The organism is Nocardia sp. NPDC004278 (assembly GCF_053602975.1).
In genome coordinates, this window is sequence record NZ_JBSGEQ010000006.1 from 323,757 (window position 1) to 345,485 (window position 21,729).

Annotated in this window: 19 protein-coding genes and 1 tRNA gene; 10 read left to right on the forward strand and 10 right to left on the reverse strand. The window is 66.3% G+C overall.

The window, feature by feature from the left end; all coding sequences use genetic code 11:
• Positions 1-181 precede the first annotated feature (181 nt).
• The 3 genes from ACWEO2_RS12430 to ACWEO2_RS12440 form a co-directional block, all read right to left on the reverse strand.
• Complete coding sequence (locus tag ACWEO2_RS12430) at positions 182-385, reverse strand: hypothetical protein (protein ID WP_452405374.1); 204 nt, start codon at positions 383-385, stop codon at positions 182-184.
• 490 nt (positions 386-875) lie between these two features.
• A tRNA-Gly gene (locus tag ACWEO2_RS12435) sits at positions 876-951 on the reverse strand.
• A 131-nt stretch (positions 952-1,082) separates the two neighbouring features.
• The gene (locus ACWEO2_RS12440) at positions 1,083-1,958 is read right to left on the reverse strand and encodes an NAD(P)H-binding protein (RefSeq protein ID WP_452405375.1); all 876 of its coding nucleotides are present in this window, start codon (positions 1,956-1,958) and stop codon (positions 1,083-1,085) included.
• Positions 1,959-2,060: 102 nt separating this feature from the next.
• Between ACWEO2_RS12440 and ACWEO2_RS12445 the strand changes: the two genes are divergently transcribed.
• Positions 2,061-2,831, forward strand: a complete 771-nt coding sequence (locus ACWEO2_RS12445; RefSeq protein WP_452405438.1) for a helix-turn-helix domain-containing protein — start codon at positions 2,061-2,063, stop codon at positions 2,829-2,831.
• A 3-nt stretch (positions 2,832-2,834) separates the two neighbouring features.
• Here the strand turns inward: ACWEO2_RS12445 and ACWEO2_RS12450 are convergent, their stop codons facing one another.
• Positions 2,835-3,581, reverse strand: a complete 747-nt coding sequence (locus ACWEO2_RS12450) for a lysophospholipid acyltransferase family protein (RefSeq protein ID WP_452405376.1) — start codon at positions 3,579-3,581, stop codon at positions 2,835-2,837.
• Between the two features lie 8 nt (positions 3,582-3,589).
• The gene (locus ACWEO2_RS12455; RefSeq protein WP_452405439.1) at positions 3,590-4,342 is read right to left on the reverse strand and encodes a lysophospholipid acyltransferase family protein; all 753 of its coding nucleotides are present in this window, start codon (positions 4,340-4,342) and stop codon (positions 3,590-3,592) included.
• 110 nt (positions 4,343-4,452) lie between these two features.
• Here ACWEO2_RS12455 and ACWEO2_RS12460 point away from each other — a divergent pair, with 110 nt between their 5' ends.
• The 3 genes from ACWEO2_RS12460 (at position 4,453) to ACWEO2_RS12470 (ending at position 7,991) form a co-directional block, all read left to right on the forward strand.
• Complete coding sequence (locus ACWEO2_RS12460; protein ID WP_452405377.1) at positions 4,453-5,361, forward strand: hypothetical protein; 909 nt, start codon at positions 4,453-4,455, stop codon at positions 5,359-5,361.
• A 42-nt stretch (positions 5,362-5,403) separates the two neighbouring features.
• Positions 5,404-6,942, forward strand: coding sequence for a Rieske 2Fe-2S domain-containing protein (locus tag ACWEO2_RS12465; RefSeq protein ID WP_452405378.1), 1,539 nt, complete (start codon positions 5,404-5,406; stop codon positions 6,940-6,942).
• Between the two features lie 92 nt (positions 6,943-7,034).
• Positions 7,035-7,991: a DMT family transporter gene (locus ACWEO2_RS12470; protein ID WP_452405379.1), complete on the forward strand. Its 957-nt coding sequence runs from the start codon at positions 7,035-7,037 to the stop codon at positions 7,989-7,991.
• Positions 7,992-8,083: 92 nt separating this feature from the next.
• Here the strand turns inward: ACWEO2_RS12470 and ACWEO2_RS12475 are convergent, their stop codons facing one another.
• The 5 genes from ACWEO2_RS12475 to serS all read right to left on the reverse strand — a co-directional run bounded on the left by ACWEO2_RS12475 (position 8,084) and on the right by serS (position 15,317).
• Complete coding sequence (locus ACWEO2_RS12475; protein ID WP_452405380.1) at positions 8,084-8,287, reverse strand: GXWXG domain-containing protein; 204 nt, start codon at positions 8,285-8,287, stop codon at positions 8,084-8,086.
• Between the two features lie 146 nt (positions 8,288-8,433).
• Positions 8,434-9,690, reverse strand: coding sequence for an oxygenase MpaB family protein (locus tag ACWEO2_RS12480; protein ID WP_452405381.1), 1,257 nt, complete (start codon positions 9,688-9,690; stop codon positions 8,434-8,436).
• A gap of 243 nt (positions 9,691-9,933) precedes the next feature.
• Positions 9,934-11,514, reverse strand: coding sequence for an MFS transporter (locus ACWEO2_RS12485; protein WP_452405440.1), 1,581 nt, complete (start codon positions 11,512-11,514; stop codon positions 9,934-9,936).
• A 563-nt stretch (positions 11,515-12,077) separates the two neighbouring features.
• Complete coding sequence (locus ACWEO2_RS12490) at positions 12,078-13,865, reverse strand: putative bifunctional diguanylate cyclase/phosphodiesterase (protein ID WP_452405382.1); 1,788 nt, start codon at positions 13,863-13,865, stop codon at positions 12,078-12,080.
• Positions 13,866-14,054: 189 nt separating this feature from the next.
• A complete protein-coding gene (serS, locus tag ACWEO2_RS12495) occupies positions 14,055-15,317 on the reverse strand; it encodes a serine--tRNA ligase (protein ID WP_354961493.1) in 1,263 nt (420 codons plus the stop codon).
• Positions 15,318-15,409: 92 nt separating this feature from the next.
• Between serS and ACWEO2_RS12500 the strand changes: the two genes are divergently transcribed.
• From ACWEO2_RS12500 to ACWEO2_RS12525, 6 genes are all read left to right on the forward strand, one after another.
• Complete coding sequence (locus tag ACWEO2_RS12500) at positions 15,410-17,101, forward strand: aldehyde dehydrogenase family protein (RefSeq protein ID WP_452405383.1); 1,692 nt, start codon at positions 15,410-15,412, stop codon at positions 17,099-17,101.
• 89 nt (positions 17,102-17,190) lie between these two features.
• Positions 17,191-18,330 carry a septum formation family protein gene (locus ACWEO2_RS12505; RefSeq protein WP_452405384.1) on the forward strand — a complete coding sequence of 380 codons (1,140 nt, stop codon included), beginning with the start codon at positions 17,191-17,193 and terminating at the stop codon, positions 18,328-18,330.
• Entirely contained in the window at positions 18,330-18,680 is a 351-nt protein-coding gene (locus ACWEO2_RS12510) for a metallopeptidase family protein (RefSeq protein WP_452405385.1), read from the forward strand. The genes ACWEO2_RS12505 and ACWEO2_RS12510 overlap by 1 nt, the downstream gene beginning before the upstream one ends.
• A gap of 157 nt (positions 18,681-18,837) precedes the next feature.
• Complete coding sequence (locus ACWEO2_RS12515; protein WP_452405386.1) at positions 18,838-19,158, forward strand: PE family protein; 321 nt, start codon at positions 18,838-18,840, stop codon at positions 19,156-19,158.
• A gap of 32 nt (positions 19,159-19,190) precedes the next feature.
• Positions 19,191-20,345: a PPE domain-containing protein gene (locus ACWEO2_RS12520; protein WP_452405387.1), complete on the forward strand. Its 1,155-nt coding sequence runs from the start codon at positions 19,191-19,193 to the stop codon at positions 20,343-20,345.
• Positions 20,342-21,172, forward strand: a complete 831-nt coding sequence (locus tag ACWEO2_RS12525) for an ESX secretion-associated protein EspG (RefSeq protein ID WP_452405388.1) — start codon at positions 20,342-20,344, stop codon at positions 21,170-21,172. The genes ACWEO2_RS12520 and ACWEO2_RS12525 overlap by 4 nt, the downstream gene beginning before the upstream one ends.
• Positions 21,173-21,729: the final 557 nt, after the last annotated feature.

The following is a 21,729-nucleotide window of genomic DNA, read 5'->3' on the forward strand; positions in this document are numbered from 1 at the left end:
GGAGCAGCGTGAAGGGTTTCAGATTCTGTTCGGGCATATGGGCGTACTTCACTGCACGGGACCGGAACCGAACCGAACGTGATCTGAACAAGCAGCACGACGAAGGCACTCGGTCCATCGCCAAGGAGATCGAGAACGGCGGGGTGGTGTGGGAGACACAGCCGGGCCGTAGCCGGTTCATCTACCGGCCGGTCCCGGTGAGTGCGGATTCACCGCGGGCCAGCTCCGGCGCGTCGTGGCGCGGCAGCCGGATCCCCAGGCACGGGTTGTAGGGGATCAACGGCGTCGGTCGTTCGGCCACAGCCGCGTTCAAACCAGCGGAGTGGAATCCGTGTTTGTTGTGGATGGTTTTCGCGCCGTTGCCCTTGTCCTGTTCCAGGTGCACGATCCACGCCGCGTCCAGATCCTGGTTGAACGCGGTGATCGGCAGCGACGAGCCGAAGAACGGTTCGATGTCGACGTCGATGTAGCGGATGTAGTTCGCAGCGCGTGCGTTCCTCGATACCGGTCAGGCGCGCGGTGTACTTGCGCAACCACTCCACCAGCGTCATGCAGCCGACCACAGTGCCGAGCTGAATCTCCCGGATCCGGCGCGCCTCGGGGACACCGACTACCTCGGCCAGCTCACACCAGCGCGCGGCCGCCTCGTAGTCGTCGAAAGTCTCCGACGTCGACCGTCAACGCCCGGGTCTCGTCGTAGTAGTGGAACGGAACCTGCCGGCGATCGACCCGTTGCTACGGGGTCGCGGGCGGGGTGTGAGCATGAGGTCTCCAGAGCTGGTAGTTGCCCTGAGAAGCCGTTGTGACCGCAGTGGTGACGTGGTGACACACACGTCTGCACCAGGCTAGCTCACCCTACTGACCTGGCATTTTCATGGAGCGGATGACGGGATTCGAACCCGCGACCCTCACCTTGGCAAGGTGATGCGCTACCAGCTGCGCTACATCCGCATGCGCTCGATGTGGCCCAGAACTCGGCTGCATCGGCGTGCGTCCAAAACTGTAGTCCGACCTTGGCCCCAAATAAAAATCGGACATTGCTGGCAGGGGCTTTGGGTGCCGGGGATGCGGATGCGGTTCGGTCAGCGAATGCTCTGGTCGGCGGGGGTTGGGGTGAAGGCTGCGGCGTGGTCGGCAGCCCATTCGGCGTAGGTGCGGGGTGGGCGGCCGAGGATTTGGCGGACGTCGTCGGTGCGGATGGTATTGCCGCCCGCGCGCACATAGGCCTGGCCCGCCAGTGCGCCCTCGACGAATTCCGGGGACATGCCTGCCGCGATCATGTGTTCGCGCGCAATATCTTCCGGCACGTCGACCACCTCGAGCGGATGGCCGAGGACGGTCGCCAGTGCTGCGGCTTGGTCTGCGGTGGTGAGCAGTTCGGGGCCGGTGAGGGTGTAGACGCGGCCCGTGTGGCCGGTGGTCGTCAAGGCCTCGACGGCGACCGCGGCGATATCGCGTGGGTCGATGACGCCCTGCCTGCCGGTACCGGTCAGATTCGGCACGGGCTGACCGGACCGGATGGCATCGGCCCAGCTCAACGTGTTGGAGGCGAAGCTGGACGGCCGCAGGACGGTCCACTCCAAACCGCTCGCCCTGGCCGCTTCCTCGCCGGGAATATGCCACGTGCCGACCCGGCCGAGGCCGGGTTCGCCGGTGCCTATGGCGGAAAGTTTGACGATGCGGCGCACGCCGACCTCGCGGGCCACGGCGACCAGCGCGCGGTCGGTCTCGGCATATTCCGGGCCGAGCACACCCACGATGAAGGCCGCCGCCGCGCCGGACATCGCGGCGGCCATCGAGTCGAGGTCGTGGTAGTCGCCCCGGGCCAGCTGCACTCCGGCGGGCACCTGCGCCCGGTCCGGATCGCGGGTCACCGCACGGACCCGCTCGCCGCGGGCGACCAGCTGACGGATGATTTCACTGCCGATGGTGCCGGTGGCACCGGTGATCACGATCATGCGGCCAGCCTGCCGCCCGGGCCACCTGGGTCGATAGGAAATTTCGGCACGTTTTCGGTCGCTGTATCCGGCTGTGAGCTGCTTACAGTGGGTCCAGTGACCATGCCGACCGCCGACCTCACCGAGTCAACGGTGCCCGCACCCGAAGCACTGCGGCCGTGGATCACCGAATTCGGCAGCATCCCAACCGGCACGGATACCTCCGTGCCGTACACGCATGTACCGCATGCCGGGACAACGATCGTGCTGCGGGACCGCCGCGACACACTCGTCGTCGGGCCGCAGACCCGCGCCGCCTACTCGGCCGCGGATAAGCCCGCCGGATGCACCCGGCTGCGCCTGGCCCCCGGCGTCACCCGGCAACTGCTCGGCGTCCCCGCCGCCGACCTCGCCGATCGCGTCGTCCGCCTCGCCGACCTCCCCGGCGTCGCCGCCGATCTGGCACACGAACTCGTCACGCTGCCAACCGAAGATGTCCTGCCATTCCTGGAAGCGATTCTCCCGCAACGCATCCCCGAAGATCCGACCCAGCGCGCACATCGTGAACTCCTCCGCGACGCCGTCGCCGCCATCGCCACGGTCCCGACGGTCCGCGGACTCGCCGCCGACCTCGCGGTCAGCGAGCGCCAACTCCGCAACCTCTTCACCGCCGGAATCGGTATCTCCCCCAAGCATTTCGCCCGTATCGGCCGTGTTCGCCGCATCATTGCCAACGCGGGCAAAACCCCGTGGTCCCAATTGGCCGCCGCCACTGGCTATTACGACCAGTCCCATATGACCGCCGACTTCCGCATGCTCATGGGCGTCCCCCCGACCTCCTTCCTCCGCGGCGATCTCCCGGCCCCTAGCCGTTGCAGAATCCCCTGGTCCTGAGGCTCAGTGGGTTCGACGTTGGGCGGCGCGGCGAGCCATCTCCGCCCGCTCGAGCACGGCGGCTTCGGCGAGGGTGGGGGCGGTGCCGCCGATGCGAGCGGGTACCCACGGTTCGCCCGCTGGCATCGGGTAGTTCGCCTGAGCGTCCGCCAGCAGTTCGCTCATCCGAGCGCGGAGTTCGACCGTTAGATCGTCGGTCGGGTCGACGGGCGGGATCGGGTCACCGATGCGGATATTGATCGGAAAACGATGGCGGCCGAGTTGCTTCGGGAAGCCCTTGGTCCAGATGCGATGGGCACCCCAGATGACGATGGGAATGATCGGGACGTCCGCGTCGATCGCCATGCGCGCGGCACCGGACTTGAATTCCTTGAGTTCGAAGCTGCGGCTGATGGTCGCCTCCGGGTAGACCACGACCAGCTCGCCCGCACGCAGCGCCGCGACCGCGCGACGGTAGGAACCCGCACCCGCGCTGCGATCGACACCGATTGCCTTGCAGTGCTTCATGAGAAAGCCAACGATGCCGTGTTCGAGTTCGGCCTTCATCATGAAACGAACATTGCGCCGCGAATTACGCCCGACCAGACCGACCTCCATGAAGTCCAGGTAGGCGGTGTGATTCACGGCGATGACGGCGCCGCCGGTGCGCGGAATCCGTTCCTGTCCGGCGATATCCACCCGCAGCCCCTGCACCACGAAAAGCGTGCGGACCAAGCCCGTGAGAATGTCATAGACCGGTTCCCGCGACATGGCTTCCCCTACAGCGAACCCTTGGCTGCCCGGCGCGCCGCCTTCTCCTCGGCCTCGGCGGCGTCCAGGGCATTGGCTGCCTCGAGGGTGGGCGCACTGCCGCCCAAACGTGCTGGCACCCAATAGGCGCCGGGTTCGTGCACATAGTCCTGCTGCAGATCCAGCAGCATCGCCTGCATGGTGCTGCGCAGCTGAGCGGTCAGCTCGGCGGCGGGTTCATAGGGCTGGATCGGCTCGCCGACCGCGATGGAGATCGGCGTATTGGTGCGACCCAGACGCTTCGGGAAGCCCTTGGTCCACACCCGCTGAGCGCCCCAGATGACGATCGGGATGATCGGCACATCCGCCTCGAGCGCCATGCGCGCGGCACCGGACTTGAAGTCCTTGATCTCGAAACTGCGGCTGATGGTGGCCTCGGGGTAGACGCCGACCAACTCGCCTCTGCGGAGGTATTCGACCGCCGCCTTGTACGAGTCGGCACCGGCCGCACGGTCCACCGGAATGTGTTTGAGCGCCCGCATGATCGGGCCGGAGATGTTGTTGTCGAACACCTCCTGCTTGGCCATGAAGCGGACATACCGCTTGGGGGTGCGCGCCGGCAGACCCGCGTAGGTGAAGTCCATGTAGCCGGTGTGGTTGATCGCGATAACGGCACCACCGCGCGCGGGGATACGTTCAGCGCCCTTGACGGTGAACTTCAGACCTTCGACGAAGAAGATGGTACGGGCCAGCCCGATGATTGTCCGGTAGACGGGTTCCACAATTCCGCTAGCGTAGTCGCTGACTGTCCCATCCGGCAGAGCCGCCGCATCCGCGCGCGTGCCGGACCCATCGCTCATATGCCGAACGCCTACGAAAGAGGACCCTCGAAGTGGAACGCGCTCGCCCGATACCGCGTGAACACGACCGGAAGGACCCGCGGACACGAAGGGCGCTCCTCGCCATTACGACTGGCCTGGCACTGACCAGCGCTGTTCTGCTCACCGGATGCGACTCTGTCTCCGGCATACCCGGTGATGAGCCGCCCCACACATCGGCGAAGACCACGACCCCGTCGGCCGCGATTCCGACCACGGCCACACAGGCATTGGCGCAAGCGTTCAGCGTGCCGGTCGGTGAGGTCCGCGGTGTGCCCGGCGGGGCGGATGTCGTATCGCGCTTCGGCGCGGCACTCGACCGGTCCACGCCCGCCGAATTGCAGTCCAAGTGCTGGATGATGGCCCCGGGCAATGTCAGCGATATGTCCGCCGACAAGAAGACGATCCTGACCGCCATCGCACAGCCCGCGACGGTCACGAAGAGCAGCGTCAGCTGGCAGAGCGCGGGCACCACGATCAGCTTCGACCGCGCGGCGATCGAGTCGGGCATCAAGAACTCGAACCAGACCGTCTGCCCGTGGGTGGCGCAGGACGGCGCCGACCCCGGCCCCAATGAGGCCGACGCCAGGCATACCGTGCGTCGCTATCTGGCCCGTTTCGTCGGCACCCCGCTCGATCCCTCCGATAAGGAGGGCACCTATCCGCTGGTCTGCAAGGCGAGCCCCGCGAACTGGGATCCCACCGGAACCGGCAGCCCGACATCCGCACCGCTGGCCAATAACCCCGGCAGGCTGACCGGCATCACGAAATTCACCGATCAGGAGATCCGTTCGGAGCGGCTGCACGCGAGTTACGTCACGGTCGAAGTTCCGGTCACCAACTCCTCGGGTGTGACCCAGACCCGTACCTTCACCCTCACCGAGGGTTCCGAGGGCTACTGCATCGGCGACGTTTCCGCCTAGCCACTACCCTGGGTGGCTGGTAACGGTCAGGAGGAGCAGCTCGTGCAGATCACCAGCGTCGGACACGCCGGATTCCACATCCGCACCGCGGCCGGGTCGATCCTTTGCGATCCCTGGGTCAATCCCGCGTACTTCGGTTCGTGGTTCCCGTTTCCGGACAACACCCAGTTGGACTGGGATGAGCTGGGCAATTGCGATTTCCTGTACGTCTCGCATCTGCACCGCGACCACTTCGACGCGGCGCACCTGGCCGAACACGTCAACAAGGATGCGACCGTACTGCTGCCGGACTATCCGGTGCCGGACCTGCGGCGCGAACTGGAGAAGCTGGGCTTCCACAAGTTCTTCGAGACCCAGGATTCGGTCAAGCACCGGGTGAGCGGTCCGGGCGGCGAGATCGACATCATGATCATCGCGTTGCGCGCGCCCGCCGACGGTCCGATCGGTGACTCCGGGCTGGTGGTCTCCGACGGTGAGACCACCTGTTTCAACATGAACGATGCCCGTCCGGTCGATATGGATGTGCTGCACGACGCGTTCGGGCACGTCGATATCCATCTGCTGCAGTACTCGGGCGCGATCTGGTACCCGATGGTCTACGACATTCCGAATCGCACCAAGTCGAACTTCGGCAAGCAGAAGCGTCAGCGTGGTATGGATCGCGCCCGCAGCTATATCGAACAGGTCGGTGCCACCTGGGTCGTCCCCTCGGCCGGTCCGCCGGTCTTCCTCGACGATGAGCTGCGCTACCTCAATGACGATCGCGGCGACGAGGGCAATATCTTCCCGGATCAGATGGTGTTCCTGGAGCAGATGAAGATCCACGGCAACGAGGGCGGGATCTTGATGATCCCGGGTTCGGTCGCCGAAGTCCGCGGTGCGGAACTGTCGCTGACCCATCCGTTCGAGCCGGGCCTGATCTACGACAACAAGGCCGAATATATCGAGCTCATGGCGCAGCGCCTCGCGCCGGTGCTCGCGGCCGAAAAGGCTTCGTGGGCAACAGGTGACGAGCGGTTGCTGGAACAGTTGCAGGCGCTGTTCGAGCCGATCATGAAGCAGAGCGATCTGATCTGCGATGGCATCGGATACCCCGTCGGCCTGGTCATCGGCGAGGAAACCGTGGTGCTGGACTTCCCCAACCGCGTGGTGCGCGCGCCGATCGAGGGAGAAGGCAAGTACCGCTACGGTTTCCGGATCGCGCCGGAGTTGGTGCGGACCGTACTGCGCGATGAGGAGCCGGACTGGGTGAACACCATCTTCCTGTCCACCCGCTTCCAGGCGTGGCGGATCGGCGGCTACAACGAATTCCTCTACACATTTTTCAAATGCCTCACCGATGAGCGGATCGCATACGCGGACGGCTGGTTCGCCGAGGCGCACGACGATTCCGCGTCGACGGAATTGGCCGGATGGGAAGTGCAGCGGCGCTGCCCGCATCTGAAGGCGGATCTGTCGAAATTCGGTGTGGTCGAGGGCAATATTCTCACCTGCAATTTGCACGGCTGGCAGTGGGATCTGGAATCCGGTCGGTGCAGAACCTCCAAGGGACACGAGCTGCGGTCGCGCAAGCTCGGCTGAACCGCGTGTAGTGGTTCCGGCCGACCACACACGGCGATCGTGATGTGTTGTGGCTCGGCCGGTGGTTGAGGTAGTGGCGGTACGGTGCGGGGATGGCGGTGCGGGCGAAGGTGGGGTTGGCCTTCGGGTTCTGTATCGGGGCCGGGGTGGCCGTGCAGGGCCGGATCAATGGTGCGCTGGGGGCGCGGCTGCAGGATGGGATCGCGGCTGCCTGCATCAGTTTCGGCCTCGGGCTGGCGGTGTTGCTGATCGCGTTCGCGTGCAGTCGGCGGCTGCGTGCTGGGCTGGGGCGGGTTCGGGCGGCGCTGTCGCGCGGTGTGCTGCGTCCATGGCAGTTGCTCGGCGGGCTGTGCGGTGCGTTCTTCGTTGCGTGCCAGGGACTTACGGTGGCCGCGATCGGTGTCACCGCATTCACCGTCGCCGTGGTCAGCAGTCAATTGCTGAGCAGCCTGGTGGTGGACCGGCTCGGATTGGCCCCGCACGGCCGCACCCCGATCACGGTGGCGCGTATTTGTGGTGCCGCATTGGCCATCGCGGCGGTGGTTCTCGCCACGACGGGCCGCTCCGGCGTACCGGCCGGATCCGCCGCGGTTCCCGACTGGCTGCGCACCGGCCCCACCACACTGCTGGTCATCCTGCCCGCACTGGCCGGGATCGGTCTGGCCTGGCAGCAAGCTGTCAATGGGCGCGTCGGCGCGGTGGGCGGCCCCTTCTCCGCGACCCTGGTGAACTTCGGCATCGGCACCGCGGCCCTGTTCGCCATCGAAGCCGCCGTCCTCGTCGGCAGTGGCCGGCCCACCGAATTCCCCGGCGAACCGTGGCTCTACCTCGGCGGACTGATCGGTGTCGCCTTTATCGCCCTGGCCGCCCTGACCGTTCGCTGGATCGGCGTCCTGCTGCTCGGCCTCACCTCGGTGGCAGGCCAACTCCTCGCCTCCATCAGCCTGGACATCCTGACTCCAACCGGCGCCGGACTATCCCGCACCGCGGCAATCGGCTGCACCCTCACCTTCGTCGCGGTCGTCGTCGCCACCCGTTCGCGAACTTGATGCTCCCGACCCGCGCGCTGCTGCGCGGGGTTACATGTCACGGCGGGCGTGACGCATTCGCCACCTTTACCGGGCGCGGTGGCCCCTGATGCCTATGGGCCAGGCGGCGCCGCCCTCCCTGCGGCAAGGCCGAGGGGTACTCGGCGCGAATCGACGGCGAAGATATTTCCCGATGCGTCGGCGAACAGCAGCGGATGCACTGATTCCGGATCGTCGAACTGGTTGCCATACCGGCCCGAGGCGACGAGTGCTCCGGCGAACGGATGTCCGGTATCGAGTTGCTCGCCCGCCAGCACCCGGCCGCGACCTCTGCGACCCGGCCGCGGGCAAACGATCGAACAGCTCCCACACTTGCTCCGCGGTGCACCGGCCACCGAGCAGTTCCGCCAGCTCGACAGCGGCTGCCCCGCGTGTCCCGACCGACGCGCCGTTCGCCGAGGGCCTACCCCGCACGCAGGGCAGTGCGTGGATTGGCGAACGTGTCGTGGCGGGCGTAGGTACGGTCGCCGCCATTGCGGGCGATGGAGCCGCGGACCAGACGGGAGCGGACACGGGCGCCGAATTTTTCCTGGATGCGGGTGGCGCCGGGGATGAGTTGGCGCGGGACTTCCAGGGCGCCGTTGACGACGGCGGTGGCCAGGACGGCGCTCTGGAAGAACTTGCTGTTCTCCAGGCCGAGGAAGTCGGAGTTGCTCGGGCCGAGCACGATTCGACTGTAGGCCACCATATAGCTGGTGAGCACCCGGCGGATGACGCGTTTGGCGACGGTGTCGGTGCCGATGAACAGCCCGCCCGCAGCGGGAACCAGGGCCTGGGCCAGACGGCGGGAGTCCTCGTCGGGAATGAATTCGGTATCGGCGAGGATCCAGAAGGCGCGCCAGGTATCGGTTTCATTGGTCGGCAGGATCTGGGCGTCGATGCCGAGCAGGAAGCCGACATAGCGCCAGAGCTGGAATACGGCGTCCTTCTCCTCGGCCGAAAAGCGCAGGCCGAGCGCCTGTGCGCCAACCAGATTCGCCATCGAGAACAGCCCGAGCGTGCCGACGGTGAGCACCTGGTTCACCGGATGGTCCCAGGCCGCGTAGTCCCAATCGGGTCGGCGATTCATGCCAGCGCGGACCAGCGCGTGCATGAGCCGCACCCGCAGCACGCTCTTGTAGCCGACCTGATTGCGCCCCAGCCCACCGGGAGTCGTCACATCCAGCCACCACTGGGTGGTTTCGGCGAGGCGGCGCGGCGCCATCGCGTCGAGATCACCGGTGCCGACCAGGGTCTTATCCGCGCGGGCGGCAAGGTAGCCGCCCATCAACGCGAACATCCCCATCGCGATTCCGCCCCACACGCTGGTGCGTTCCACGACCCGGGCACCCCGGTCGATCTTGGTGCGGTCCAACCAGTAGGGATCCGCCTCGACCTGCCCGAAGAACGCCACCAACTCCGCGGGCGCATCCGGCACCGCATCGATACCGCGCTCGACGGCGGTCTCGAACATCCGTCGTCCCGCACCGACCGGCAGCTGCTTGAACATTGCGACCACAGCATCCGCCAGCGGATCCCCGACCTGCGCGAACCGACGGAACGAATCCCGCTGCGCCGCCGTGCAGCGCAGATCGCCCGGCGCCATGAGGGGCACCGCGTACCGGAACGGAAACTCCGTGAACAGCGGCGGAGTCGGCAGCAGCTGGTTGTCATGCGTCATTGCATCGCACCCATCGGAAGAGATGTTCGCACTCGGCTGCGACGTCGAGCGCATTCTGACAAGACCATCCCACAAATACGAATATCTGGCAACGCTCCATGCCAGAATGGAGCGCGATGGCTGCCACCGCACGGTCTTCATGCTGGCGGTCCACGCCGCAGAGATCGGCGCCCACATCATCGAAACCGCAAGCACCCAAGCCGGATTCGCCGCCACCCACCTACCCGGCGCCGCGGTAGTGGGTCAGTTGGGGCGTTGGGGGAGCCAGGAGGGGGTCAGGAGGGCTATGGCCAGAAGGAGGGTGCCCAGTAGGGCCACTGTGGTGGACATCGAGAACCACAGGGTGGCTACGGCGGTGAAGCCGAAGACTGCCAGGGCTACCACCTCGGAGGCCAGGCCGGATACCGAGGTCACTGTGGCGCGGGCGGGGCCTTCGATTGCGTCCTGGAGGCGGGCGCCTGCTACGACGGTTGCGTTGTAGATGATGCCGTAGGACGCGCCGATCGCGGTGAAGCCGAGCACCGCGAGTAGGTACACCGCGGCGGGCCAGCGGACGGCGAGGCCCGAGATCAGGGCGCCGCCGACGAACAGCACACCGGCGATGCCGACCGCGCGGGCCATGGTCCGCGCCGATATCGCTTCGGTGCGACCGGCGAGCACGGAGCCGATCAGTGAGCCGAGCACCGTGATCCCTACCAGTAGCGGCACGATGGCGGTTGCGACACCCACTTCCGCGGCCAGCAGGGCGAAGTACTCGTCGAATGCGGTGATTCCGAACAACAGCGCGCCGAGCATGACGCCATTGCGCACGGCACGCACCCGAATCGCCTCCCCGACGCCGGTACGCAGCATGCTCAGGTATGTCACGAATGGTCTAGATACAGACTCGTCGCAGTCCGATATGGCAGTTTCACCAGCTGCCGCTGGCGCACGATCGTCACAACCTTCGTGCTCAGTCGGGACCAACCGAGGCAGTGTCGACTTGCGCGCCACCGGACCGATCGATGTCGCCGTAACCGCAGGGTCGACGCTGTCCGCTCGTTGGCGTGCGATGGATGAGTTGATCGAGGCGTCCTCGTCCGACTGCCCAGCGGGGCCGAGCACCCGCGCCCGTCGCGCAGCGGCGGTCACATCGGCCGCTACCGGGGTACCACCAGCTGGCTGCTGCCCCGATGACGAATCACCCCCGGCCGCATCATCTTCCAACTCCTCGACATCGGCCGCGGAAACCGCCTTCGGCGCACTCGGCAGCGATAACGCGATCAGCGTGTGCACCGCCGCGAACAGCACGCTGGACCAACCGAGCAGCGGATAGCCACCCCAAACATAGAGCGGCGTCGCGGCAACGATCGCAATGACGATCGCCGCTTCCGATGCGGCCCTGGCATATCCGATGATCTGTGGATATGCCTGCCGCGCACCATGCGCCACGAGTTCGTCGTAGAGCAACGCCTCGAAGGTTCCCGAAACGAGCGCACCCGAAGTACCCCAGAGCAGGAAGCCGAGCGCGAAGCCAAGATAGGTCGGCAACACGGTCCACAAGGTGAAACCGGCGGTCAGCAGCACACCGCTGGAGACCAGCAGGCCACGCCGCGACACCGTATCGGCCCAGGCACCGGAGGGCACCTCGAGCAGGAACGCCGTCGCCGACCAGATCGCCAGCAGTGACGAGATCTGCCCGGTACTCAGTCCGTGATCAGCGAATAGCACCGCGTACAGCGCATACAGCGGAATCAGCTCACCGATGCCTTTGAACAGGACCGCTCGTACCGTGAGCCCGCGAATACCGTATTCGTCGGTGCGCCCCGTCAGCCGGGCGCGCAGCGACTCAGCGGTTCAACTGCCGTAGAAGAGCAAACGCATGCTGTGATGCTCGATCACCCGACGGCATCCCGTCAAGCGAATTTCCCACGCGCCAACCTTCGGGCGCTGCAGTTCGACGCAACTAACGCCCTGTGGGGCAACTGATCACCAACAGCTCCCGTATCGGCCCCATCGAGCACCCCTATCCGACGGGCAGTGACGCCATGCCAGCGCCCGCGGGGCGTCCTCGCCACCGTCCCCCGCAGAGCCCTGTCCAACGGGGCAGTGACCCCGTTGGGGTATGCAACTAACCGGCGTTGAGTTTCCGGTTACCCCTGCCCGACTCCCCCGATCGGCAATCAGTTCCGAAACCGAGTGCGGAAATGCTCACCCACCGGACGCACACCCACCAACCCCAGCACGTTCCCGACCCAACCGAGAGGCAGCCACCCATCGGCGGTATCGACGCACCGTCGCTGTGTTCCCGATTGCCCCTGCCCTCCGATCGGCAATCAGTTCCGAAACCGAGTGCGGAAATGCTCACCCACCGGACGCACACCCACCAACCCCAGCACGTTCCCAACTCACCCGAGGGGCAGCCACCCATTGGCCGCATGCAAATCCCCATCACCGAGTTCTCGATCACTGACCCCAGGCCCAACCCGCCCCTGGTGCTCATTCAGATCGGTGATCAGTTCCGAAACCGGATGTGAATCGCTGTAGTGGTACCCCTGGGCCAGCGCGAAACCGAGTTCGGTGAGCACGGCGGCCTGGTATTCGGTCTCCACCCCCTCCGCGATGACCTGCAGATCCAGCGCGCTGCTGAGCGCGGCGATCACGCCGAGCAGCGGCGGTGCCGGCGAATCCGAGCGGATCGCGGCGACAAAGGACTGGTCGACCTTGAGGATGTCACTGGGCAGTGTGGCCAGACGACTCAGCGAGGAGTACCCGGTGCCGAAATCGTCGATGGCAATGCGAACACCGCGCTCGCGCAGCGTGTGCAGATTGCTGATGGCCGTCTGGGATTCGGCGGCCAGCTCGCTCTCGGTCACCTCGAGTACCAGCTGGTCGGCGGGCCACCCGGTGCTCGCCAGAATCCCCGCGACGCGATCCGCGTAACCGGTCTCGGCCAGTTCCAGGCCGCTGACGTTCACATTCAGCGTCAGATCCAATTCCGCGAAGGTCTCCTGCAGCCGGGCCGCATCAGCGCAGGCCCGGCGCAAGACCAACTCGTCCAGATCGGCGATGAGGTCGTACTCCTCGGCGACCCGGATCAGTCCCTCGGTGGTGACATCCGGCTGCGCACTCGACGACCAGCGCAGCAGCGCCTCCACACCGACCGCCTTGCCGCCGCCCTCGGTGAGGCTGACGATCGGCTGATAGTGCACATCGAGTGCACCGCGGTCGATCGCCTCGCGCAGTTCGACCGCCAATGGCAGCTGCCGCGACGACTCCAGCACCGTGCGGTTGCGCCCCGCCTGCTTGGCCCGATACAGACCGACATCCGCCCGGCTCACCAGCAGCGATCCCGACTCCCCCGGCTGCCACGAGGTGACACCGGCGGAACATCCGGTGGTCACCGATGCCCGCAACTGCTCGGTCAGCAGAATCGCCGCCTGCTCGGTGGTATTCGGCATCAACAGCGCGAAGGCGTCACCACCGTAGCGAGCCAGTCGCTGATCCGGCGCGAGCAACTTCGACCAGGTATCGGCGACCCGCTGCAGCACCGCATCGCCCGCGCGATGGCCGAGGTGATCGTTGATCTTCCGGAAGCGGTCGAGATCGACGAGTACCAGCGCCAGTCCCTGTCCGGTGCGGGTGGCCGTTTCGATCGCGCTGTTCAACGCCCGGTCGAAACCGCGCCGATTGAGCAATCCGGTGAGCACATCGATATCGGCCTCGGAGGCCATGCGGGTCAGAATGCCGACCACCACGCCCACTCCGAAGGTCACGCCCGCCGGAATCAACCCGGACCACCATGGCAATGCGGGATGGATCGGCCGCGACGGCATTACCCACAGGCACATGGCCATTGCGAAGGCTATCTGCGCGAACGCCTGCGGCCATGCGAAGAACAGCGCGGCATCACAGGCGACGAATACATAGAACGAGGCGAGACCGATCGCGCCGACGGTATTCGGGAATGCGTAGACCGCGATCGTCACCAATACCGTCGCGATCGCGACATAGCCATGGTGAATCCCATGTGGCAGCCGCGGACCCCAGCCCAGCAGGCTGAGTCCGAGCAGCAGCGCCACCGCGGCGGCGGTACCCACCAGCGCCCGATTGCCTTCGCTGCCCGGGGCAATTCCCGTGATCAGCAGACCGAGCGCACCCCCCATTACATAGAAGGCCCCGGTGGTCCGGGACATGACCATAGCCGTCGCCAACGCAGACGCGGCCCGCACCCGGGTTCGGGTATCGCCGCGAGACCCGATTCCTCGCACGGTGAATAGCCTAGACATAACAATTCCTGCCGGTTGCCACATCCCGCGAATCCGGCATGGCGAACCACCAGCTATTTACCTCTAGGCAATGTGGGACGGGCATTTTCGGCCCATCTACTTCGACGGTCTCAGCACCTCGGTGCCGACGAATGGCACCAGCGCGGCGGGCACCCGCACCGAACCGTCGGCCTGCTGATGGTTTTCCAGGATTGCCACGATCCAGCGCGTGGTCGCGAGCGTACCGTTCAAAGTGGCTGCGATCTGCGGTTTTCCGTTTTCGTCGCGATAGCGCACGGCCAAGCGGCGGGCCTGGAAGGTGGTGCAGTTCGAGGTCGAGGTGAGTTCGCGGTAGGTCTGCTGGGTGGGCACCCAGGCCTCGCAGTCGAATTTGCGGGCGGCCGAACTGCCGAGGTCACCGGCGGCGACATCGATGATCCGGTAAGGCACCTCGACGGCGGCGAGCATGTCCTGCTCCCAGGCGAGCAGGCGCTTGTGTTCGGCCGCGGCCTCATCCGGCGTGGTAAAGACGAACATCTCGACCTTGTCGAACTGGTGCACGCGGATGATGCCGCGGGTGTCCTTGCCGTAGCTGCCCGCCTCGCGCCGGAAGCACGACGACCAACCCGCATAGCGCTTCGGGCCGTCGCTGAGGTCGAGGATCTCGTCCGAGTGGTAGCCCGCCAGCGGCACCTCCGAGGTGCCGACCAGGTACAGCTCGTCCTCTTCCAGGTGGTAGACCTCGGCCGAGTGCTGACCGAGGAAGCCGGTACCCGCCATGATCTCCGGGCGCACCAGCACCGGCGGAATCATCATGGTGAACCCGTTGGCCACCGCCTTCTGCGCGGCCAGCTGCAACAGACCGAGCTGCAGCAGCGCGCCGTAACCGGTCATGAAGTAGAAGCGCGCGCCCGACACCTTCGCGCCGCGTTCCATATCGAACAGACCGAGCGATTCGCCGAGCTCCACATGGTCCTTCGGCTCGAAATCGAATTCCCTTGGCGTGCCGATGGTCTCGAGCACGATGTAGTCGTCCTCGCCGCCCGCGGGCGCACCCTCCTGGACCACATTCGAAATGGCCCGGTGCGCGGCGTCCATATCGGCGTCGGCGGCATGCTGGGCGGCCTCGGCCTCCTTGACCTTCGCCGACATCTCCTGCGCCTGTTCGAGCAGGATGGACCGCTCCTCCGGCTTCGCCTTGCCGATCAACTTGCCCATCGCCTTGTGCTCGGCGCGCAGGTTATCGGCGGTGGCCACCGCGGCACGCCGCGCCGCGTCCGCCTCGAGCAGCGTGTCGACGAGGGCGGGGTCTTCGCCGCGGGCGCGCTGCGAGGCGCGGACCGCGTCGGGGTTGTCCCGCAGGAATCGGAGGTCGATCATGGGTGACCAGCCTAATGGTCGCGGTATTGCGGTTTCACGCCGATATCCCAGGATGCGAACCGTGCGGGGGTGTACGCGCGCATAGTTGGTTTGTGGGCACAACTTTCGACAAAACCGCGATTGACAACGCAGTGGCCGATCTGGTCGCGGGCGAGAAGACGTGGGCGCATACCTCGCTGCGTCGCCGCCGCGAACTTCTCGACGATATCCACACCCGCACCGGCCGCTTCTCGCACGAGTGGGTGCGGGCCGCGCGCACCATCAAGGGACTGGATCCGGACTCGCCGCTGGTCGGCGAGGAGTGGATGTCGGGTCCGATGACACTGCTGCAGGCCACCGCCGCGCTGTCGGCCACGCTATCGGCGCTGGAGCAGGGGCGCAGTCCGCTGGACCGGGTCGCGCTGGCCGAGGCGCCCGGCGAGCGGGTCGCGGTGCCGATTCTGCCGCTCGATCTCTACGACCGGCTGCTGCTCAGTGGGTTTCACGGCGAAGTATGGCTGCGGCCCGGCGTCGATGCCGATACCGCGCGCAGCCGCGCCGGACTCGGCCAGCTCGATCCGACCGCGACCGGGGGCGTCGGCGCGGTGCTCGGCGCGGGCAATATCACCTCCATACCGCCCCTGGATGTGCTCTACGAGCTGTATGCCCACAACCGGGTGGTCGCGCTCAAGCTGAATCCGATCACCGACCCGCTGTTCACGGTGTACGAAATGGTCTTCGCGCCGCTGCTCGAGCTCGGTGTGCTGCGCATACTGACCGGTGGTGCCGAGGCGGGCGGGTATCTGGTGCATCACCCCGATATCACGCATGTCCATATGACCGGCAGCATGCGCACCCACGACGCGATCGTCTGGGGCCCGGACGGCAAGGCCGAGGGACGGCCACTGCTGGACAAGCCGATCACCAGCGAACTCGGCGGGGTATCGCCGACGATCGTGGTGCCGGGCGAATGGGACGACGCCGACCTGCGCTTCCAAGCCGAACACGTCGCAACCCAGCGGCTGCACAATGGCGGCTACAACTGCGTCGCCACTCAGGCGGTGGTGGTCAGTTCGGATTGGCCGCAGAAGGACAGGTTCCTCGCGGAGTTGCGTACCGCGATCGAGCGGGCGCCGCGGCGCCGGGCCTACTACCCGGGCAGTGACGATCGGGTCGCCGGGGCGCTGGATTCGTATCCGGAGGCCGAGCGGCTCGGGCCGGATCACGGGCGCGTACTCGTCGAGAATCTGCCGCGGACCGAAACGCCGCTGCTGCGCACCGAGTACTTCGCACCGGTCCTGGGTGTCGTCGAACTGCCGCATACCGGCAGCGAATTCCTCCAGCATGCGGTCGATTTCGCCAATGACGAGGTGATCGGCACACTCGGCGTCAACGTGATCGCACACCCGAGCACCATCAAACGGCTCGGCATCGCCTTCGACCGCGCCATCGAGCGGCTGCGCTACGGGGCCATCGCGGTCAATGCCTGGACCGCACTGGCCTTTTTGGCCCCGCGCGCCTCCTGGGGCGCCTATCCCGGCCACACGCTCGATGACGTGCAGAGCGGAATCGGCGTGGTGCACAACGCTTTTCTGCTCGACGATGTGGAGCGCACGGTGGTGCGCGGACCGTTCCGGCCGTCGCCGCGGTCACTGCTGCGCGGGGAAATGGCGCTGTCGCCGAAGCCGCCGTGGTTCGTCACCAATGCCACCGCGGCCGCAACGGGGCGCAAGCTGACGGAGTTCTACGCGACCGCAAATCCGGCGCGGCTGCCGGGTCTGTTCCTGTCCGCATTCCGCGGATGACGCACCTCGCATAGCCACTACCGGGGCGCTTCGGATCGATCCGACCAGGTCGTGGCACCCGAGATCAGACGCTGACATGATGGATCGCGATGTCTGCTGATGATCTGCCCCAGGACCCGCGTGAACTCGAGCCGCGCTCGGGCGAGTCGTCGCGCGCGGAATCGTTCCCGCAGTCGGTGATCATCGACCGCGACGCGGTCGCCGACGGCAAACTGCATCTGTCCGCGCCGAAACTGCGCTGGGTGCTGCTTGCCGCGGCGGCGGGTGCCGTCCTCATCTCGCTGGTCGGCCTGTTCATCACCGGCTACGACAATGAAAAGGGGCTGGAGGCGCACACCCCCGGTGCACCCGGCGAGACGGTGTTGGACCGGGAGTTCGGCACCGCGGCGAAGGGCGATTGCCTCAGCTGGAGCAAGCAGGATCGCAGCGATCTGGTGAAGGTCGCCTGTTCGAACAAGCATCTGTTCGAGGTCGCGGCCGATGTCGATATGGCCAAATATCCCGGCGTGGAATTCGGTCCCGGCTCACGCTTCCCGGACTCGCTGCGGCTGACCGAACTCAAGGAAGAGCACTGCAACCCGGCGGTGACGCAATATTTGAGCGGCAGGTTCGATCCGCGCGGCCGCTATGTCGTCGGCCTGATGTACCCCAGCCCCGACGGCTGGAAGCACGGCGACCGGACACTGCGCTGCGGGCTCCAGTTCTCCGGCAGCACCGGCACCCCGCTGCCGACCACCGGCAGCGCCGCCGAACACGACCAGTCGAAGGTGTTCGAGCCGGGTACCTGCCTGGGCATCAACCAGAATCTGCCCACCGATCCGGTGGACTGCGCACAGGCGCATGCCGTCGAAATCGTCTCCACCGCCGACCTCGGCCAGCGCTTTCCCGGCGGACCGCCCAGCAAGGACGACCAGGACAAGTTCATGGAGGACGAATGCGGGCGCGCGGCCAACGACTACCTCGGCTCCCCCGACGCGGTGCGCAATAAAACGCTGACACTGTTCTTCGATTACCTCGACGCCCGCAGCTGGTTGTCCGGCAGCCACAAGCTGGACTGCATGATCGGCAAGGGCACCGACCGCGAGGGCTTCGCACCGATCACCGGCTCGGCGAAGGGCGAGATCCTGATCAATGGCCAGGCGCCGGTCCCGCCGCCGAACTCCGGGCGCTCGACCCCGGCACCGCTGCCCGGCGCGGCGCCGCTGCCGCCGCAACCGCAGCCCCGCTGATGTCGGTCACCATGTCCGCGGACCGGTTCGAGGAGCTGGTCGGCGATGCGCTCGATCTCATCCCGCCGGAGCTGGCCCGTGCCATCGACAATGTGGTCGTGCTGATCGAACCGCGCAATCCGGAGGATCCACATCTGCTCGGCCTGTATCACGGAATCGCGCTGACCGAGCGGGACAGTCACTATGGCGGATCGCTGCCGGACACCGTAACCATCTATCGCGAAGCGATTTTGGACATCTGTGGCGATGAACGTGAGGTCGTCGAGGAGGTCGCAATCACCGTGATCCATGAGATTGCACACTATTTCGGCATTGACGAAGACCGGTTGCATGAGTTGGGATGGGGCTAGTCTTTACCCAGCTGTGTGGGACCGGAAACAGCTGAGACAGACCGGGATAGAAATGTGGGGATTCGATGGAACCGATCGCGTGGCTGTCGCGTCCTATCACTCGTAGGGGGAATTCTCGTGGTTCCGCCCAGTAGTTGCCACTAGAAGGAGTCGAGCCATGGTTGGCCTTGTAAACATCTCACCCGAAGCCGTCCTCCTCGCAGCGGGAGAGCTGGATCTGCTCGCCGAAAGGCTCACCGCCGCACAAGCTTTGAGCGCTCCGGCAACCCATGTCGTCCCCTCTGGAATCGACGAGGTGTCCCTGCTGGCCGCGCAGCATTTCAACAAGGCGGCGATCACGCACGACCAGTCGGTGGGCCAGCTCGTACTCGAGCTGCATCACGCCGCCGCGACGCTGCGCAGTCAGCTCGCCACGCACATCGGCGAAGACATCGTGAAGGCGGGCGTCATGAACGTCCAGGCCTCGACCATCATCTGAGCTGCGATCACGGATTAAGGGGAGTTACTGACATGACCGCAGGTGTTACCGGGGTGTTCTGGCTGCCCCGCCTGGCAGAAGCAAATTCCATCGCCCTCAACGCGGGTGCGCACGGCGTTCCGATCTCGGCCGCCGGCACCGCGTGGGGCGCGCTGACCGGTGCGTGGGTGGACGCCACCGCGACCGTCGCCCGGGTGATGGCCGAACTCGGCGTCGGCATGCAGGGTGTCACCGGTCTCGCCGTGCTGAGCCGGCTCGGCGGCATCACCGCATGGGCCGAACAGCAGAGCGTCATGGCGGCCACGATGGGCGCCAAGGCGGCAGCGAACGCGACCGCGTACACCGTCGCCTCGATCGCCATGCCGAGCCTGCCGGAGATCGCGGCCGTGGACGCCGCCCGGGTCGCCGCGCACTCCACCGGCGGCGTGCTCAACGGCTCCTCGGAAGCCGCCGAGGCCGCCAAGGCGGCGCTCGATCTGCGGGCCGCGCTCACCATGGAGACCTACGAGGCCGCGACCAGCGCAATGGTCGTGACGCCCGGTGAGTTCATCAGCCCGCCGCCGATCGCCAACGGCGCCGGTACCGCAGACGCGAGTCAATCGTCGGACACGGCTTTCGGGGGCGACCCGGTGCAGGGTGCGCTCGCCGCCGCGTCCGCATTCGTGCAGAACCCGGCAGTGGTGAGCGCAGCGACCCAGGCGGCCAATGTCGCGGGCGGGGTGCTCTCCGGCGGTGTCACCACGGCCGGAAATATCGGCGCGAGCGCGATCTCGGCCGTCACCAGTGCGGCGGCGCCGTCCGCGGCCACCACGGTCGCGCCGATGGCCGCCATGGGAATCGGCGGCGTGGCCAGCGCCGCCACCGCGACCCGTTCCGCATCGTCGGTGCCGGGTGCCACGCTCAACAACGGTTCGCTCAAGATCCCCGAGGGCTGGGGTGCAGGCGCGACCAGCGGTGGTACGCCTGCCGCGGCGGCGACCGAGAACGTCTCGGTTCGGCTCGATAGTGCGCCGGTGCGCAGCGCGTCGACATCCAGCAGCCCGCTGATGGGTCACGGCACTCACTCGGATGAGGACGATGAGTCCGAGCACAAGACCCCGGATTACCTGGTCGCCGATCACTTCGCCGACGGCCGGTACGCCGCCGACGGGGTCATCGGTGCCGACGCCTCCGGGACGGCTAAGTGACGGTGCTGGGTGCGGGCCGCGGCCCGTCCACGCTCGCGTCGGTCGTGCTGTCACTCGACGAGATGCAGTATCTCCTGGAGACACTGGAGATCGACGAGCTCCCCATCGTGCTGCAAGCGATGGGGAGCTACGACAACGTGACCGATCACGATGCCGCGATGGCCCTGGCAGCCCAGTCGCTCACCGATCGGGAACTCCTGATCGATGGTGCCGTCCACCACGAACTCGAAGACCGGCTGCGCGCGCTGTACCGCCCGCACTGGGTGGTCGCGGTGCGGCTGATCGTCGAAGGTCAAGTGAGTCGCATGTGTCTGGCGAAGGGCGATGACCTGGTGGCCGTCGCCCTTCGCGGGCCACACTCCTACGTGATCGACCAGGTCGAAGAGGATCTGCCCGCGCCGATCCTCGCGGCACTCGGCCCCGCCGAAGCGCTCGAGCTGACCGGTATGAACGCTCCAACCGAACAGCTCGTCCCGATCTTCGACGATGCGGGCGATGCCGCGGCAACCGCGGCCCGCCTGACCAAGGTCGGCAACCCCCCAAGGGATGCGCAGGTCCTGGCCTCGGCCATGGTGCAGATCCACTCGCACACCGAAATCGTCGGCGTTATCTATGGCGACGGCACGAAGGACTACGCCGACAACCACATCGCCGTATTCAACACGCGCGGTGGACGATTCATCGCGACCGCGAGTGTGTCCGATGACGGGACGAAGTGGACGTCACTGAGCAGCGGAACGACCGCGAGGCTGCGGACGGCGTTGTTGGATTTGATCAATTCGCTGCCGGAGCGTGCGGAGTTTCCTAGGAATCCGAAGTTGGCCTAGGTGTATGAGGCCGTACAACGTCGACCTCCTCCCCGGCCCCGGCGCAGCCACCTAACCGAGCCGGGCCCCCAACTGGTTTCGCCTCCAGCACAGACCGCTCACCACCCAGCTCGTAGCAGGGCACCGAGTATCCCCACCCATCAGCGATGCACTCGACATCGATAACGATCACCGCTCGAATGCCCAGATATTCGAGGCCGAAATCCGTTCGAAGGTAGATGAACTCAGGGTCGTCAGATCGAACTCCCCGCCCAGAGCCGACACCCACAGAATCCTGGACTTCCGTCCGAACATGACCGTGATCCGCCCGTCGTCCCACAGATCCGAACCGCTCCCAACGCCACCCCCCAACACCGATCACGCACCCGTCGAGAATGCGCTGATGCAGGGCGCTCTCGACGTTTACCTGCATGAGCGCATGGTGATCATCCGTCCAGGGGACGGGCGGGGGGTGTGTTGTCCCCGGAGGGTCGAGGAGGTGGGTGGTGGTGAATTTGGGTTGGTTGCCTGCGGTTTCGACGAGATCCGGGCTGATCTCTTTGGGGCGGATCCTGATC